This is a genomic window from Prevotella fusca JCM 17724 (assembly GCF_001262015.1).
GTDB lineage: Bacteria > Bacteroidota > Bacteroidia > Bacteroidales > Bacteroidaceae > Prevotella > Prevotella fusca.
The window spans coordinates 641691-659362 of sequence record NZ_CP012075.1 but is presented as its reverse complement, the minus strand read 5'-3'; the positions used below and the strand labels follow the sequence as shown (position 1 = coordinate 659362).

Genomic DNA, 17672 nt, shown 5'->3' with positions numbered 1-17672 from the left:
CTCTTTTTCTTCGTGGAGCAAAGACTATAAGTCCTGTCCTATATCTCTTCTAAAATATTTATCCTTAAATTCAATCTTCTGTGCTTCTGCAAAGCTCTTCTTGAGTGCTTCTTCTTTGTTCTTGCCATAAGAAGACACAGCGATGACACGCCCGCCAGCGGTAACAATCTGTCCGTCCTTCTGTGTAGTTCCACTATGGAATACAATTGAACCTTCAATATCCTCAAGCCCAGTGATAGGATAACCCTTTACATATTCCTCTGGGTATCCACCACTGACAAGCATTACACAAACTGCTGAACGGGAATCAAATTCAACTTGTCGCTGGTCAAGATTTTCCTCGGCAACGCCTTCAAAAAGGTCAACGATGTCGCTCTTCAAACGTAACATGACACTCTCTGTCTCTGGGTCGCCCATACGACAGTTGTATTCTATAACCATCGGTTCGCCATTAACATTGATCAGACCAAAGAAGATAAAGCCTTTATAATCAATACCCTCTGCTTTCAATCCCTCGACAGTAGGGCGGATGATGCGCTCTTCTACCCTTGCCATCCAGTCCTTTGTGGCAAACGGGACAGGGGTAACGCTACCCATGCCGCCTGTATTCAAGCCAGTATCATGTTCGCCTATGCGCTTGTAGTCCTTTGCTTCGGGTAGTATCTGATAATGGGTGCCGTCTGTAAGTACGAATACTGAACATTCGATGCCTGAAAGGAATTCCTCAATGACAACTTTGGCTGAAGCATTACCGAACATACCGCCAAGCATTTCACGTAGTTCCTTCTTTGCTTCCTCAAGTGTCGGAAGGATGAGAACACCTTTGCCAGCAGCCAGACCATCGGCTTTCAGCACATAAGGAGCCTTGAGTGTTTCGAGGAAGCGCATACCTTCTTCAATGGTTGTACCGTCGAATGTCTCGTAGGCAGCAGTCGGAATATTATGACGTTTCATGAAAGCCTTGGCAAAGTCCTTGGAGCCTTCCAGTACTGCGCCGGCTTTTGAAGGACCGATAACGGGGATGCTCACAGTGCGTGTATCCTCCTTGAAGGCATCATATATGCCGTTTACCAATGGGTCTTCCGGACCAACGACAACCATGTCAATATTCTCTTCGACAACAAATTCCTTCAGTTTGTCAAAGTCATTTACTCCGATTGCAACGTTCTCACCAACTGCTCCCGTACCAGCGTTACCCGGTGCGATGAAGAGCTTGTTACACTTTGCACTCTGTGCAATCTTCCATGCCAAGGCGTGTTCTCGGCCGCCGCTACCTAAAAGTAATATTCTCATAAAGCGTCCCCCAGCCCCCTCCCGGATAAGGAGGGGAGTGCAGACTTGCTGCACGTGGGGTATTTATTAATTGTTATATACGATGACAGAATACCTTTGGAGAACTTTCTTAACGTTCTTCTTTTGCAGAAGTGATGGGTTTCAGATAGTCTTCAAAGTACTGCGTGATGCGCTCATGCAGGTGTACACTCTGATGTCCGCGCATGTTGTGAGGCTCACCTGGATAAACAAAGAAGTCGGGTTGTGTACCAGCAGCAATACAAGCCTTCAAGAAGGAGTAAGAGTGCTGAGGAACAACAACTGGATCATTCAGTCCAGTGATAATCTGAAGTTTACCCTTGAGTTCCTTTGCCTTCGTGAGGAGTGAAGTCTGTGCATATCCTTCTGGATTGGTCTGTGGTGTGTCCATATAACGCTCACCATACATTACCTCATACCATTTCCAATCAATCACAGGACCACCTGCAACACCAACCTTGAACACATCAGGATAGTTGGTAATCAGAGAGGTGGTCATGAATCCACCGAAAGACCAGCCGTGTACACCTATGCGGTTCTGGTCAACGTATGGGAGAGACTTCAGGTATTTAACGCCTTCCATCTGGTCTTTCATCTCCTCTTGTCCGAGGCGTCGGAAACTCACCTGCTCAAACTCTTTGCCACGATGTTCGCTACCTCGGTTATCGAGGATAAAGAGCAGATAGCCTTTCTGTGCCATATAGGTTTCCCAGCCACGTGAGCCCCAGTTCCATGATGCTTCTACATTGTGGGCATGTGGACCTCCATATACATAGATAACGGTAGGATACTTCTTGCTCGGGTCGAAGTCAACAGGTTTCACCATACGCCAGTACAGGTCGGTCTTTCCATCTGCAGCCTTTATAGTTCCATTTGTATATTCAGGAACCTTATAGTCTTTCCAAGGATTGGCTGATGTGAAGTATTCATGGCGTTTTGGCTTGCCATTCAGTGTTATGACTTCATATTTGCGAGGCACTGACGGTTCGCTATAACTATCCATAACAGCATTACCATCCTTGCTCAGCCTTGGATGGTGATAGCCACGACCATTGTCAAGCAATGTTCTCTTTCCTGATGCCACATTGACAAGCCAAGCATTGCGCTGAATAGGATTACACTCGTTGGATACGTAGACAATACTCTTCTGCTTGCTGTTGAAGCCAAGAACATCCATAATGACCCATTTGCCACTTGTAATCTGCTTGAGCTGGCGACCATCTGTATTGAAGAGGTAAAGATGGTTATAACCGTCTTTCTGACTTTGTAGGATAAACTCTTTGTCGTTCCATGGTAAGAACTGAATCGGATGGCATGGTTCAACATACTTTGCATCCGTCTCACGATAGAGTTCTTTCAGCTTAGCACCTGTTGCCGCATCATAAGATACCAATCGGCAATCGTTCTGGTCACGGTTAACTTCAAACATGTAGATGGCCTTCTCATCAGGGCTCCATGCGATGTTAGTGAAATAACGGTCGGTTGGGTCACCTGCCTGAAGGTAGATAGTCTTGCCAGTTGTAAGGTCATATACGCCAACTGTTACCTTGTGAGATGTTTCACCTGCCATAGGATACTTGGTAGGTGCAGCCTTGGCAGCACGTGATTCACCTTTCTTCGGTGTCCAATCCAATTCAGGAACACTTATAAGAGGATAGTCGGCGACCATGCTTTGGTCCATTCGATAGAATGCCAAACGGTTTCCCTTTGGACTCCAGTAGAGTCCACCATCAATGCCGAACTCGTCACGGTGGACACTCTTACCGTAAACAATATCGCTTGAGCCGTCTGTTGTCAGCTGGTGTTTCTCTCCCTTTGCATCTGTAACATATAGTTGATTATCGGTCACAAACGCTGTAGCACCAGACTGCTTGTTCCACTCACGTGCCTGTAAACCAGATGGGCGGCTCAAACGCTGCTCCAGCTTATGTGCCTTGAAGTCAATGTATAAGTCCTCATTGCCATTCTGTACTATCACAACAGGGCGGTCTGCATAGGGAAACTCAGCAGCATAGAGGTGACGGACAACTTCCTCGGGTTTCGTCAGTCCAGCCCAGTTGTTGAGTTCATCCAATGAAAACAGCTGAGTCTCCTTGCCGTTTACAGGGTCAACCAGTGAACAGCTGTTCAGATCCTGACGTACCAACTTGCCTCCCCACCACGTAAGATAACGTGTTTCAGGGCGCATGTTGTAGAAATTAGTACCACCAAAGTTCAAATCCTCCAGTGTAAACTGCTTTTGTGCCATACTTTCAGTAGGACTGAAAAGTCCCGTGAGAGCACAAAGCCCCACGAGACCAATAAATGATTTAATCTTCATGTTTATACGTGTTTTTACCACGGAATCCTCCGCGCTTGTTAGATTTATCAAATCGTTTACCACCAAACTTACGCTCATCATCACGGCTGAACGAGCGTTTACGATCGTCGTCACGCTTGAATGAACGCTTGCGGTCATCGTCTCCTCTTCTGAAAGAACGTTTACGGTCTTCTACATTACGGTCGAAACGAGGTCGACGCTCGTAGTCATCACGGAACTTTCCACCGCTGAACTTGTTTCGTTCCAAGCTGTGGAAAGTGAACGAACGGATGTCTGCTTCAGCATTTTCTTCATTCTCATCAAGACGTTTCTTGAACTCACGTTCTTTCTTGAAACGGTGCTTTTGTGCCATTTCACGCTTCTCTTCCTCGGTCTTTACGACACCACCATCATGACGGAAGTTACTCATCTTGCCGTCAAACATCTGATAGCGGCGGAACTCACATTCCAACGAACCATTATAAACAGGAATTTTGATGCTTGGTTTCAGTCCAATCTGACGGAAACATTCCTCACGATAAGACAATATCCATGCCTCGTTACCCATGAATTGATGCTTCAGTCGTTCACCAATCATCTTATAAGTTCCAAGCAGGTTAGGCGTAGAGATACGCTCTCCGTATGGAGGATTCATTACAATAATGCTCTTCTCCTTTGGCTGCGTGAAGTCTTTGAAATCCTGCTGTTCAATGGTTACATCCCTTGACAAGCCGGCTGCAGCCACATTCATACGAGCTGTATTCACCGCTTTCATGTCAGTATCATATCCATAGATATGATGTGTGAACTCACGTTCCTGTGAATCGTCATTGTATATCATATCAAAGAGTTCCTGGTCAAAGTCAGGCCATTTCTCGAAGGCGAACTCCTTGCGGAATACTCCAGGAGATATATTGCGTGCAATGAGTGCAGCCTCAACAGGCAATGTGCCGGAACCACACATTGGGTCAATGAAGTCAGTCTCCCCTTTCCAGCCAGTCATGAGAATCATTCCTGCAGCCAGAACTTCATTCAGTGGAGCCTCAACGCTTTCCTGGCGATAGCCACGGCGATGCAGAGACTCACCACTTGAATCCAGCGAAAGCGTTGCATTGTCCTCTGCTACATGGATATTCAGACGGATATCTGGGTTGCTGACAGAGATGTTCGGACGAGTACCAGTACGTTCACGGAACTGGTCAACAATAGCATCCTTCACCTTATAAGTAACGAAACGTGAGTTTGTGAACTCTTCGGAATATACAACTGAATCAACAGAGAAGGTCTTTCCTGCAAGGATATACTTACTCCAGTCAATCTTCATCACCTCATTATACATATCCTCAGCACTCTTCGCCTTGAAGTGTGCAATAGGTTTAAGGATACGAATAGCTGTGTGTAACTGGAAATTAGCACGATACATCATTTCCTTGTCGCCGGTGAATGATACCATGCGGCGTCCTATCTGTACGTTGTTGGCACCTAACTGTGTCAGTTCTTTTGCTAATACTTGCTCCAAACCCATGAAGGTTTTGGCGATGAGTTCAAATTCTTGCATTTATGTGATAGATAATTTTATATGCGATGATAAATGATAATATGCTGTGACAGAGCATGATAATCTTTGATGAGATGTGACCGGGACAGCTGGCTATACCGTTCGCTTACCTTTCTTCGGGTAAGGATAGGGCAGGGATTTATATTCCACTACCGTCCTCAAAGTCAATATCAAGAATATCCGTTTTATTCTGTTTGTACTTCTTCGAGCAAGGACGCATGTCCCGTGTGACCCATACGTTGGCTCCAATGACGCAGCCTTTTCCGATTGTCACGCGTCCGAGAACGGTGGCGTTGGCATAAACAATGACATTGTCCTTCAATATAGGATGGCGTGGAATGCCCTTGATAGGCTTTTCGTCCTTGTCAAGCGGGAAACTCTTGGCTCCTAATGTCACACCTTGATAAAGTTTTACATGATTGCCTATGATACATGTTGCACCAATTACGACACCCGTACCATGGTCAATGGTGAAATGTGTACCGATTGTTGCTGCAGGATGGATGTCGATTCCAGTCTCTGAATGTGCCATTTCTGTAATCATGCGTGGGATGAGTGGTACATTCTCCAGGACCAGTTCATGCGCCAGGCGATAGTTGATGATTGCCTTTACTGCAGGATAGCATGATATAACCTCTCCCTGGTTGACCGCTGCAGGGTCACCGTCAAAGGCTGCCTGTATGTCAGTTGAAAGTGTCTTGCGTATAGTTGGGAACTTTGTAATGACACGTCCTGCAATCATATCTGCTTCCTCCTGCATACATCGACGCATATCATCAGCATTCGGACAGTGGCAGTCCTCATCAAAACATAGTCCTGCCATAATCTGCCTGCTGAGCAGCTTATGTAGCCGCTCCATGTTTACCCCTATTTGGTATTTGATGGTTTCGATATTGACAGACGATTTTCCGTAAAAGCCGGGAAAGAGTATAGAACGTGAAAGCTCAATAATCTCCTCCAGCTCCTTAGCTGATGGCAATGGGTCTCCATCACGGTGTTCATGGAAGATTCCTTGCAACGCTTCTGGTTCGGAAAGCTCATCAACTGTCTGGATAAGCTGATGAATAATGTCCTGTCTACTCATTGACACTGTATTGAGATGTAATTACGTTGCAAAGATAATGATTATTCTCGGATTTTTATGTGTTTGTTCAGGAAAAATGTGGTAATTTTGCAGCGACTCTCAAGAGTCGTTGACAGGATAATTCTGGTTCGCCAAGAATCTGATAGTACAAGTTTCAATTATAAATAATGAAGTTAAATATACTCCCCCGCCTCCTTACCTTTATCCTATTGTTTTCAGTCTGTGTACTTTCAAGTGCATATACAGCTTCCAGCATGCCTTCGAAAAAACACAAACGCCATTATGAAGGCATTGATGTTTCGCATCATCAGGGACAGATTGACTGGAAGGAAGTGGCAAAAGACAAGAACATACGATTTGTGTATATAAAGGCAACACAAGGTACTTCGATAAAAGACAGATGTTACGAGCAGAACATCAAAGGGGCACGTCGGCATGGACTGCGTTGTGGTTCCTATCACTACCTTTCTTCTTACACATCCATAAGGGCACAGTTCCGTCATTTCCAGAAAGTGATGCGGGGACATAGACAGGACCTGATTCCGATGATTGACGTGGAACGTGAAGGTGTAAGAGGCTGGACACGAAAACAGGTACAAGACAGCGTTGCACTGTTTGCTAAGCTGATACAGAAGAAGTATGGGAGGAAACCACTTATTTATTCACATGTAAGTTTCTATAATTCGCATCTTAATCCTCAATTCAACAAATATTTTCTTTTCCTTGGAAGATATAGTTCTGTACGTCCTTCTATCAAAGGAGTAGGGCGACATAACATCTGGCAATTCTCTGACCGTGGAAAAGTGCGCGGTATTCGTGGATATGTTGACCTCAGTCGCTTCATGTCTGGGACGTCGCTTGCAGATATTCTTCTATAGTTATTTACAATTATTTGGGTTGATGTAAATTAAATATAAACAAATGAAAGGATGCGGTCAGACGCATAATTTATTTGTATTTTTGTATCCACTGAAAATAGAAGAGGAAAGCGTATTGAATCCTCTGCGTACAGGGACATTCAATTTGTGCATTCGTAAAGCAGAGAATGCCGAATGAACGAGCTGTATATTCATACTTTCCGGATAATGAGAAAAAATGATGATAACTTTAAACTATAATTTAACAGATATGTATAATTCAAGTAATAATAAGATAGTTATGTCTTTTCGTACAGTCATGATGGCTCTCATGTTACTTACTGTAGGAAATATTTATGCACAGGAATTTTACCAAGAACCTCCACTCACGTTTCGCCCGCTGTTACAACAGCTTGGAACAGAACTGATGCAGGGAAAGAAGGGAAGCATCGTAGCGATTGATCCTGCCACTGGTGATGTTCTCTGCATGGTGACCAATTCACCCGAAGGTCCCAATGATGCCCTCGCTATTTCAACTGCCTATGCTCCCGGATCGACGATCAAGCCTGCACAGGCACTGACGTTCCTTTCAGAAGGACTTGTCAAGGCTGACACAAAGATTGCCTGTTACAGGGGCTTCCGTGATGGAAACATTATGGTGAAATGTCATCCACATTATTCTCCAGAAACACTGACAGGGGCTCTGGCAGTATCGTGTAACACTTGGTTTCTGAAGTCATACCTGTCAATGATAAGCAATACACACAAGTATGGTTCAAAGGAAAATGCCGTTACCGTGTGGCGTGATTACCTTGTCAGCATGGGACTTGGCGGACCATTGGGTGTTGATATGGCTGGCGAGAAAGGAGGATTGGTAGCTAATGTGAACTATCTTGCACGCCGTTACAAGTCGGGATGGAATGCGAAGACCATCATGTGGGCAGGTATGGGACAAGGGGATATTACCGTTACACCTCTGCAACTCTGTAATTTAGCTGCATCAATAGCTAACCGTGGCTTCTTCTTTACACCACATATCCATAAGAACGTGGACTGGGCACCATTGCCTTCACGTTTCCTTACACCCCGTCAGACGAAAGTTCCTTCGTGGGTTTATGCAGCTGTGATTGATGGTATGCACCTGGCTGTCACAAAGGGAACGGCAACCGTACTCAAAGGTACGTCTTATCCAGTTTGCGGAAAAACCGGGACAATTGAGAATGCTGGTAGGGATCACTCTGCTTTCATGGGCTTTGCGCCAATGAACGAGCCGAAGATTGCCATAGCTGTATATGTTGAACACGGTGGATTTGGTGCCGACGCAGCTGCTCCGATAGCGGGGCTGATAATGGAGAAGTACCTTAAAGGAAAGCTGAGTCCTAAATCGCAGGCTATGGCAAAGCGTTTAGAGCGGATAAACACAGTGGGAAGGTAAAACCTAAAGATTGTAATAAAAATTCATACCCATGAAATTCAATAGATGCTTAACAGCACTTTAATTAAGCATCTATTGGCTTCTAAAAGATGCCCTTTTGAGGTCTAACTAACGCCCTTTTGAAGTCCAATTAAGCACCTTTTGAAATACACTTTCACAACATGTTGATAATCTGAAAGTTACAACACATCTAAAAAGTGCTGTTTTTAGTCCTAAATTCGGATTTTATCACCTTGGTTTTGTAATAAAAATTTACAATAACATACGGTGATTATACGGACTCTCAAGCCATCAAACTACGCAAAAATAGGATTACAATTTTAAAAAGCCCCCATTCTCTCCGCATCAGTAGGGTAGAGAATGGGGGCTGGATTTATTAGATTATTTTATATTCTTACTACTTCCTTCACCCCCTTTACCGTTCGTAGCTTCTTGATGAGCATGTTCAACTTGGAATTGTCATCAAGGAGAACGACAAGATTGCCAGAGAAAAGACCATCGTGCGAATCAATGTTGATGGAACGCATGACAATCTTCTCATCTTTGGAGATGATGTTGGAAATGTTGCTTACAATACCGATGTCGTCATTGCCGATGACACGCAGGGTAATGGCATACTGGGAAGAGCCCTTGCCACTCCAGCGTGCCTTTACGACACGATAGCCGAAACGCTTGCGCATCTCAGGAGCATTGGGACAGTCGTTGCGATGAATCTTGATACCACCGCTGACAGTCACGAAGCCGAAGACAGGGTCACCATAGATAGGATGGCAGCACTTGGCAAGTGAGAAGTCCAGTCCTTTGAGGTTCTGGTCTATGACAAGTACATCATCATTCTTCTTCAGGTACTCGCTCGTCGGATTCTCAAACTCGAAGTTCTCTGCACTCTCAGCTTCCTTGGGCTGGTTGAGGTTATGGTCGTGGTTGTAGACCTTCTGATATTCCTCAATGACGTAGTTTGGGTCGAGTTTCTCGTCTGCTATCTGCTTGTAGAACTCTGATACTTCTTTAAAGCCCAGTTTGCGGATGAGATGTCCCATAGTTGAGTCTTCAATCTCAATCTTCTTGTTCTTAAACCGTCTTTCGAGAAGTTCCTTAGCATAGAGTCCGTCCTTAATCTGGGTTTCCTTCAGTGCAAGACGTATCTTAGCCTTTGCACGGGACGACTTGCAGATGTTAAGCCAGTCACGCTTTGGCTTCTGGGTCGTTGAAGTAAGAATCTCTACAGAGTCGCCACTGTGCAGTTCTGTGCGGAAGGAAACATTCTTGCCATTGATTTTTCCACCTACACATTGATTTCCAATCTTGGAGTGAATGTGATAGGCAAAATCCAGCACCGTCACACCCTTTGGGAACTTCAGCAGGTCGCCCTTTGGTGTGAAGACATATATCTCCTTCTCATAAAGGTCGGATTTGAACTGGTCCATCACTTCAAGGTTGTTGCCAGCCTCAAGTGCCGAACGGATGGAAGCCAGCCAGCTGTCCATTCCGCCCTCAGCCTTTACGCCTTTATAACGCCAGTGGGCAGCAAGACCATGTTCGGCAATCTCGTCCATACGTTCTGTACGTATCTGTACCTCCACCCACTTCTTATCAGGTCCAAGGACAGTAATGTGCAGACATTCATACCCGTTGGACTTAGGTACTGAAAGCCAGTCGCGCAGTCGTTTCGGATTAGGCTGATACATATCAGTTACGATAGAGTAGGCCTGCCAGCACTGCATTTTTTCCTTGTCTTCCGGCGAATCAAGAATAACACGAATGGCAAAGAGGTCGTAGATACCTTCAAAGCCGCACTTCTGTTTCTTCATCTTCTGCCAGATGGAATGGATTGACTTTGTTCTGCCCTTGATATGGAATTTCAGTCCTGCTGCTTTCAGGTGTTCGCTGACAGGAGTGATGAAACTGCTAATATAGGCATCACGTGTTGCCTTGGTGGCATTCAGTTTGTCTTTGATGAGATAGTATGCATCATGTTCAAGATACTTCAAGGAGAGATCCTCGAGCTCACTCTTCAGCTGGTACAAGCCTAATTTATGTGCCAAAGGAGCATAGAGGTAGCTTGCTTCTTCAGACACCTTGCGCTGCGCTTCCTTGTTCTCAACATCACGAATCTGACGCATGAGGTTGACACGGTCGGCTATCATTATCAGAATGACACGCATATCCTCGGCAAAGGACAGCAGGAGGTTTCGGAAGTTCTCGCTTTCGATGACGGGAGTTTTCTTGTAAAGTGTCTGGACACGAATCAGTCCGTGGATAATCTTTGCGACACCTTCGCCAAAACGTTTCTCAATCTCTTCGAGTGAGAGATTTCCTTCCTGGACGCTCTGGTGCAGGAGGATGGCTATGACAGAGTCGCGGTTCAAGCCAATATCCTTAACAGCGATGGCAGCTGTCTGCAGGGAGCATAGAATGGGATTCAAGCCGAAGACATTGCGCTGGATAGCATTGTCTGCTATTGACTTGCCCAGATGCTCGCGCAGTTTGGGAAGATCGTTCTCAAGAAACGGCTGTCCGAGAGTTTCTCTCAGGTCTCCGAGTATCTGTTCGGATAATTCTTTCTCATTATCCGTATATATGAATTTCTCCTCCATAAGCACTTTACGTTTATTGTTCAAAGGCAAAGGTACAAAGAAAATCGATATTACTGGAAATAAAAGTAACAAATAGTTTCTTTCTTTCGGTTTAATTCGTTATTTTTGCATTTACAAAACAATCTTTTAACACCTTACCATTATGTTGAATAAAGAAGACCTAAAACAGATTCATGAGAAAGGAATAAGTAAGGAACAAATTGGCAAGCAGCTTGAAGACTTCAAGAGAGGTTTCCCGTACTTAAAACTTGAAGGTGCAGCAACATCCAGCAAAGGTGTGACGGTACTTGACAAGAATGCTTGTGAGGCAGCTTGTCGCACATGGCAGGGTTATCAAGCTGATGGGCATAAGGTTGTCAAGTTTGTTCCGGCATCAGGTGCTGCCAGTCGTATGTTCAAGGACCTTTTTGCTTTCCTCAATGGAAGCAGTGAAGTACCCGTAAGCGATTTTGAAAAGGAGTTCTTCTCAAATATTCATCGGTTTGCATTTTTTGAGGAACTGTCAGGGAAATGCCAGCAGTTGGAGGGTAAGACTGCGGATGAATTGATTGCTGATGGACGATACAAGGCTGTTGTTGCGACCTTATTGAATAAAGAAGGACTGAATTACGGACAGCTTCCTAAGGGGCTGCTTCTGTTCCATTCTTATGCTGACGGAATGCGTACACCAATGGAGGAGCATCTTGTTGAAGCTGCACGCTATGCAGAAAGCAATAAGCAGGCACATGTACATTTTACGGTATCACATGAACATTTGGAATTCTTCAAGCAGAAAGTGGCAGACAAGCAGGCTGGATACGAGGCGAAGTTTGGCGTTGGCTTTGACATATCATTCTCTGAACAGAAGCCGAGTACGGACACAATTGCCGTAAATCTTGACAATACTCCTTTCCGCAATGAAGATGAATCATTGCTGTTCCGTCCTGGTGGTCACGGTGCATTGATTGAGAATTTGAATGACTTGGATGCAGATGTAGTGTTTATCAAGAACATTGATAATGTTGTGCCAGACCGCTTGAAGGATGAAACCGTCATTTGGAAGATGATTATTGCAGGCAAGCTCGTTGAATTGCAGGAGCGTGCTTTTGCTTATCTTCGCCAATTGGAACACGGTGCTTGCATGCGTGCAGAAATGGAAGAGATGGTTGGATTCCTTCAAAATGAACTTTCCTGCGAGAGTCATAATGTATCTTCTCTTGATGATGCTGCACTGGCGGATTACCTTTATAAGAAGCTGAACCGTCCGATGCGTGTGTGTGGTATGGTGAAGAATGTAGGTGAACCCGGTGGCGGTCCGTTCCTGGCTTACAATCAAGACGGCACTGTAAGCCTACAGATTCTTGAGAGTTCGCAGATTGACAAGAATGATGCGGCTTCAATGAAGATGTTTACCGAAGGAACACATTTCAATCCTGTTGACCTTGTCTGTGCCATCAAGGATTATAAGGGTAATGCTTTTGACTTGACTGAATATGTAGATAAGTCTACGGGCTTTATCAGTTCTAAGTCAAAGAATGGTCGCGACCTTAAGGCTTTGGAGCTTCCCGGACTTTGGAATGGTGCTATGAGTGATTGGAATACTGTCTTTGTTGAAGTTCCACTCGGAACTTTCAATCCTGTAAAGACTGTCAACGATCTCTTGCGTGAGCAGCACCAATAATCGTAATATGAACAGAATCTAATCAAGTTCATAAGTTATTATAGCTGTTTGTATTTAAAAGAGATTCTGCATGGTAGAGTATGCAATTTAAGTTTTGTCAGACAACAATGTTCCCAATCGTTGGTAATCCGATACCAGCGGGTGGGAACATCATTACCAATGATTGGTAACATTTTTATCAATCACTGATAATATTTTAGGAAAGGTGTGCTGATAGTAGTTAAATCAGCTGTACCTAAGAAAACCTCTACAAATCCTCTTTTTCAATAGGATAATATCAAAAAAAGACAAGAGAATTCTTGTACGATTCAAATAAATATTATACCTTTGCGCCACAAAAGACACATTAAGGATGTTTCAGCTTTATGAAACATCAACACTATCAAATGTAATTTCCTATACATATTATATATGTTAAGCAAAGAAGAATTATTAGAGAAAGAAGTTTCTGAGCTTGAAGAAATCGCTCAGAGCACTGGTGCCGTTTATACACCTGGGGATGACAAGGACAAGCTCGTCTATGCTATCCTTGACCGTCAGGCAGAAGAGGTTGGCACCGCTCATCCCTTAGAATCAAAGCGTAAGCGTACCAGGATAGCACGAAAGGATACAGACAGGGTTTACTCAGTACACGGTGAGGAAGGCGAGAACTTTGATGTACAGAAGAATAAAGGTGCGGGGAATATCACCCAGCCAACACTGTTCAAGGATTTGCCAGAAACCAAGGAAGAAAAGGTAGAAGAAATATCTCCAGAAGAAATCTTGGCATCTATTCCCAAGCATCGCGGTCGTAAGTCTAAGGCTGAACTTGAAGCTATTGCAGCTGCTGAAGCTGCAATAAAGGCAAAAGCTGAGCAGGCAAAGATGGAAGAAGAAGCTAAGAAAGAAGAAACGACGGAGGTCACAACTCCTTCTGTTTCCGAAGATTTTATCCCCGAAGACCAGTTCTCTGGTGAACAGTCACAGGATGAAACAGAAGACAAGGAAGAACTGTTGGCTCGTTTGCAGGAAAAGGTGAATGCACATAATATGAACATGGAGACTGCTGGTTCTCCTGTTGTGCCAGATGGTATATGGGCTGGCGACCCTGGGGACGGTACTGATTTCATTCCAATAGTTGACCTTCCGATAGAGGATCAGGGAGTTGTTCCCAATTATGATATGTTTGACCAGCCGACGACTCCTGCTCAGATGCCAGCAACCCCGATGTATGAGAATATACCTGTAGCTAATAATGTAGGCTATGATTTCTCTGATTTTATCAAGGCAAACGGAGTTCTTGAGGTGATGCCTGACGGTTATGGTTTCCTCCGCTCAAGCGATTATAATTATTTGTCGTCACCTGATGATGTATATATTGCAAACAATCAGATCAAGCAGTATGGCTTGAAGACGGGTGATGTCGTAGAATGTCATGTGCGTCCTCCACATGAAGGAGAGAAGTATTTCCCACTTACAAGTATTGATAAAATCAATGGTCGTATGCCTTCGGAGGTGCGTGACCGTATTCCATTTGAACATCTTACGCCGCTCTTCCCGGAAGAAAAGTTTACACTTTGTGGTGATTCTCGCACAACCAATCTTTCAACACGTATAGTAGACCTCTTCTCCCCAATCGGCAAGGGACAGCGTGCGTTGATAGTTGCACAGCCAAAGACGGGTAAGACTATCTTGATGAAGGACATTGCTAATGCTATTGCAGCCAATCATCCGGAGGCTTATCTGATGATGCTTCTGATTGATGAACGTCCGGAGGAGGTTACGGATATGGCACGTACAGTAAATGCGGAAGTTATTGCGTCAACATTTGATGAACCTGCAGAACGTCACGTGAAGATTGCCGGTATCGTATTAGAGAAGGCAAAGCGTATGGTTGAGTGTGGTCACGATGTTGTTATTTTCCTTGATTCCATAACACGTCTGGCACGTGCTTACAACACGGTTGCACCAGCTTCCAGCAAAGTGCTGACAGGTGGTGTTGATGCCAATGCGTTGCAGAAGCCAAAACGTTTCTTCGGTGCAGCCCGTAATATTGAGGGTGGTGGCTCTCTGACTATCATTGCTACTGCATTGATTGATACAGGTTCCAAGATGGATGAGGTTATCTTTGAGGAGTTCAAGGGTACGGGTAATATGGAATTGCAGCTTGACCGCAGCTTAAGCAATAAGCGTATCTTCCCAGCTGTCAATCTGGTTGCTTCAAGTACGCGTCGTGATGACCTGTTGCAGGATCGTACAACACTTGACCGCATGTGGATTCTCCGCAAGTATATTGCTGACATGAATTCTATTGAGGCAATGAATTCGATTCATGACCGCATGAGACGGACTGAGAACAACGATGAGTTCCTGTTATCAATGAATGACTAATGATATTTGAAGATGATTTTCTGATACTGGAAGTCATAATGTTCAAGAATAGATAAGTATAAAGTGTACCATAAGTATGGAACAACATCGTTTCTACTTATGGTACACTTTTTATTTGCTCATGCTTCTTAATGGACTTTTTTAGGACTGATCCCTTTTTTTACTGAAAGCATCCAACATTATCTGTTACAGATAAACATAAAAGGAAAGAGCCGCAAGTCTGTAGCTCCTCAACAAACCAACGGCTCTCTACATATTATTCAATTAACTGGTAAACTTACCCAGCAGTCATCCTCTTCTACTTAATCAGGTTGACTGAACGCTTTAGGAACTTATCAAGTGCAGCACCCTGAAGCATACCATTCTGCAGCAGTGCAAGGTCAATGAGCTGATGAACTATATCATTACTCTTAGCGTATGCAGTAACAATGGCTTTCTTCTTATCTTGTAGTTCGGATACAGCCTTCTGTGTATTCTGCATATCATCCTTTTCCTCCTGTGTCAATTCCTCGGTCTTTTTCTTGTCCTGTGACTGATGCAAAGCAGCCAGACGAGCTTCCAGCCCCTTCAGTTCACTTACTACAGGTTTCAGGTCTTCAGCTGTATTTGCAGTAATGTCTCCGAGCACCTTCTTCAACAATGGGTGGTCAGCATTCAAGACAAGATTATAAGAATCAGGCAGCTGAGCGTAGAAGCCCATGCCCTGTTGGAACTGGCTCATCTCCTTCATACGACGCATATACTCGTTCTGCGTTACAAGAACTGGCTGGAAAGCCTCACCGAGCGACTGCACATCAACCGTAAAGTCAGCCTTCTCGATAGTAGCAATCTGTGAACGGAATGTCTCTGACAAATTGTCAGTCTCTTCTGCTGACAGATTATTCTTCGGCGCATCCTCCTTTTGAATGATACGGTCAACTATGTCTGAGTCAACACGAACGTAACGTGTCTTTTCCAGCTTCTGCTCAAGCATTGAAAGTAATGGCACATCCAGCTGTCCACTCGCATCAATAACACTGTAACCTTTCTGTTTTGCAGCTTCAATATAGCTGTATTGTTCTTCTTTATTGGTTGTGTAAAGATTTACGAGGAAATTCTCCTTGTCAGTCTGGTTGTCCTTTACAAGTGTCTTATATTCCTCGAAGGTAAAGAACTTTCCCTCCGTATCCTTGACAAGAGCAAAGTCCTTGGCACGGTCGTAGAAATCAGACTCGGAGAGCATTCCATAGTTGATAAAGAGCTTCAGGTCATCCCATTTTTCCTCATATTCTTTGCGGTTCTCCTTGAAAATACTTTGCAGACGGTCAGCAACCTTCTTGGTTATATAAGTTGCAATCTTCTTTACATTGGCATCACTCTGCAGATAACTGCGGCTCACGTTCAGAGGAATGTCTGGTGAGTCGATTACACCATGAAGCAGTGTGAGAAACTCTGGTACAATCCCCTCAACCTGATCAGTTACGAAAACCTGATTGCAATAGAGTTGAATCTTGTTACGTTGAAGTTCAATGTTGTTCTTAACACGTGGGAAATAGAGAATACCCGTGAGATTGAATGGGTAGTCAACGTTCAAGTGAATCCAGAACAATGGCTCGTCATTCATAGGGAAGAGTGTGCGATAGAAGCTCTTGTAGTCTTCATCTTTCAGTCCAGATGGAGCCTTTACCCACAATGGCTCAACGCTATTGATAACATTATCTTCCTCTGTATCAACGGTCTTTCCATCTTTCCACTCTGTCTTCTTACCAAAGACAACAGGAACTGCCATGAACTTACAATACTTGCTCAGCAGTTCTTCAATCTTTGATTTCTGCAGGAATTCCTTGCAATCATCGTCAATGTATAGTACAATGTCACTACCACGATTTTCCTTTTCAACATCTTCAAGTGTGTACTCTGGGCTACCGTCACAGCTCCATTTTACAGCCTTGCTGCCTTCTTTATAGCTCTTTGTGATGATTTCAACCTTCTTTGCAACCATGAAGGAAGAATAGAAACCAAGTCCGAAATGACCGATGATAGCCTCTGCTTTATCCTGATACTTCTCAAGGAAGTCATTGACACCAGAGAAAGCAATCTGATTGATATACTTTTCAATCTCTTCAGCAGTCATACCGATACCACGGTCGCTGATAGTTAATGTTCCTGCTGCCTCATCCAGACTGATGCGAACACTCAAATCACCTTGTTCTCCCTTGAAGTCACCAGTTGCTGCGAGTGTCTTTAGTTTCTGCGTAGCATCGACAGCATTTGAAACCATCTCGCGCAAGAAAATCTCATGATCTGAATACAAGAACTTTTTGATTACGGGGAAGATATTCTCTGTTGTAACCCCGATATTTCCTTTTTGCATAGCAATATAATTTAATTGTTTTCTATTTTCTTCGTTGTATGTAACAAACTCCGTGCCATGATAAAAAGCTGCTACTACTCCACTGAATTATTCACTCAAAGTGATAAAAAACACGAGGGTGTGTCAAAATTGATACACCTTCTTTTTT

Annotated in this window: 10 protein-coding genes; 4 read left to right on the top strand and 6 right to left on the bottom strand. The window is 44.1% G+C overall.

Going from position 1 to position 17672, the window contains the following annotated elements:
* Nucleotides 1-24: 24 nt before the first annotated feature.
* The 4 genes from purD to ADJ77_RS09930 form a co-directional block, all read right to left on the bottom strand.
* Nucleotides 25-1293: a phosphoribosylamine--glycine ligase gene (purD, locus tag ADJ77_RS09945; protein WP_050696364.1), complete on the bottom strand. Its 1269-nt coding sequence runs from the start codon at nt 1291-1293 to the stop codon at nt 25-27.
* A gap of 109 nt (nt 1294-1402) precedes the next feature.
* The gene (locus ADJ77_RS09940) at nt 1403-3631 is read right to left on the bottom strand and encodes a S9 family peptidase (RefSeq protein ID WP_025079069.1); all 2229 of its coding nucleotides are present in this window, start codon (nt 3629-3631) and stop codon (nt 1403-1405) included.
* A complete protein-coding gene (locus tag ADJ77_RS09935; protein ID WP_025079070.1) occupies nt 3621-5168 on the bottom strand; it encodes a THUMP domain-containing class I SAM-dependent RNA methyltransferase in 1548 nt (515 codons plus the stop codon). The genes ADJ77_RS09940 and ADJ77_RS09935 overlap by 11 nt, the downstream gene beginning before the upstream one ends.
* A 139-nt stretch (nt 5169-5307) precedes the next feature.
* Nucleotides 5308-6252, bottom strand: coding sequence for a serine O-acetyltransferase (locus ADJ77_RS09930; RefSeq protein ID WP_025079071.1), 945 nt, complete (start codon nt 6250-6252; stop codon nt 5308-5310).
* A gap of 167 nt (nt 6253-6419) precedes the next feature.
* On the opposite strand from ADJ77_RS09930, the gene ADJ77_RS09925 reads away from it, so the two are divergent.
* Entirely contained in the window at nt 6420-7130 is a 711-nt protein-coding gene (locus ADJ77_RS09925; protein WP_025079072.1) for a glycoside hydrolase family 25 protein, read from the top strand.
* 250 nt (nt 7131-7380) lie between these two features.
* Nucleotides 7381-8544 carry a penicillin-binding transpeptidase domain-containing protein gene (locus ADJ77_RS09920; RefSeq protein WP_025079073.1) on the top strand — a complete coding sequence of 388 codons (1164 nt, stop codon included), beginning with the start codon at nt 7381-7383 and terminating at the stop codon, nt 8542-8544.
* Nucleotides 8545-8930: 386 nt separating this feature from the next.
* Here ADJ77_RS09920 and ADJ77_RS09915 read toward each other — a convergent pair whose 3' ends face one another.
* The gene (locus ADJ77_RS09915) at nt 8931-11141 is read right to left on the bottom strand and encodes a RelA/SpoT family protein (protein WP_050696363.1); all 2211 of its coding nucleotides are present in this window, start codon (nt 11139-11141) and stop codon (nt 8931-8933) included.
* A 142-nt stretch (nt 11142-11283) separates the two neighbouring features.
* On the opposite strand from ADJ77_RS09915, the gene ADJ77_RS09910 reads away from it, so the two are divergent.
* Together ADJ77_RS09910 and rho are read left to right on the top strand one after the other, a co-directional pair.
* Nucleotides 11284-12801: a DUF4301 family protein gene (locus tag ADJ77_RS09910; protein ID WP_025079074.1), complete on the top strand. Its 1518-nt coding sequence runs from the start codon at nt 11284-11286 to the stop codon at nt 12799-12801.
* A 411-nt stretch (nt 12802-13212) separates the two neighbouring features.
* Nucleotides 13213-15171, top strand: a complete 1959-nt coding sequence (rho, locus tag ADJ77_RS09905) for a transcription termination factor Rho (RefSeq protein WP_025079075.1) — start codon at nt 13213-13215, stop codon at nt 15169-15171.
* Nucleotides 15172-15469: 298 nt separating this feature from the next.
* Here rho and htpG read toward each other — a convergent pair whose 3' ends face one another.
* Nucleotides 15470-17524 (bottom strand): molecular chaperone HtpG, encoded by a 2055-nt coding sequence (gene htpG / locus ADJ77_RS09900; RefSeq protein WP_025079076.1) that lies wholly within the window; start codon nt 17522-17524, stop codon nt 15470-15472.
* Between the last annotated feature and the right edge of the window lie 148 nt (nt 17525-17672).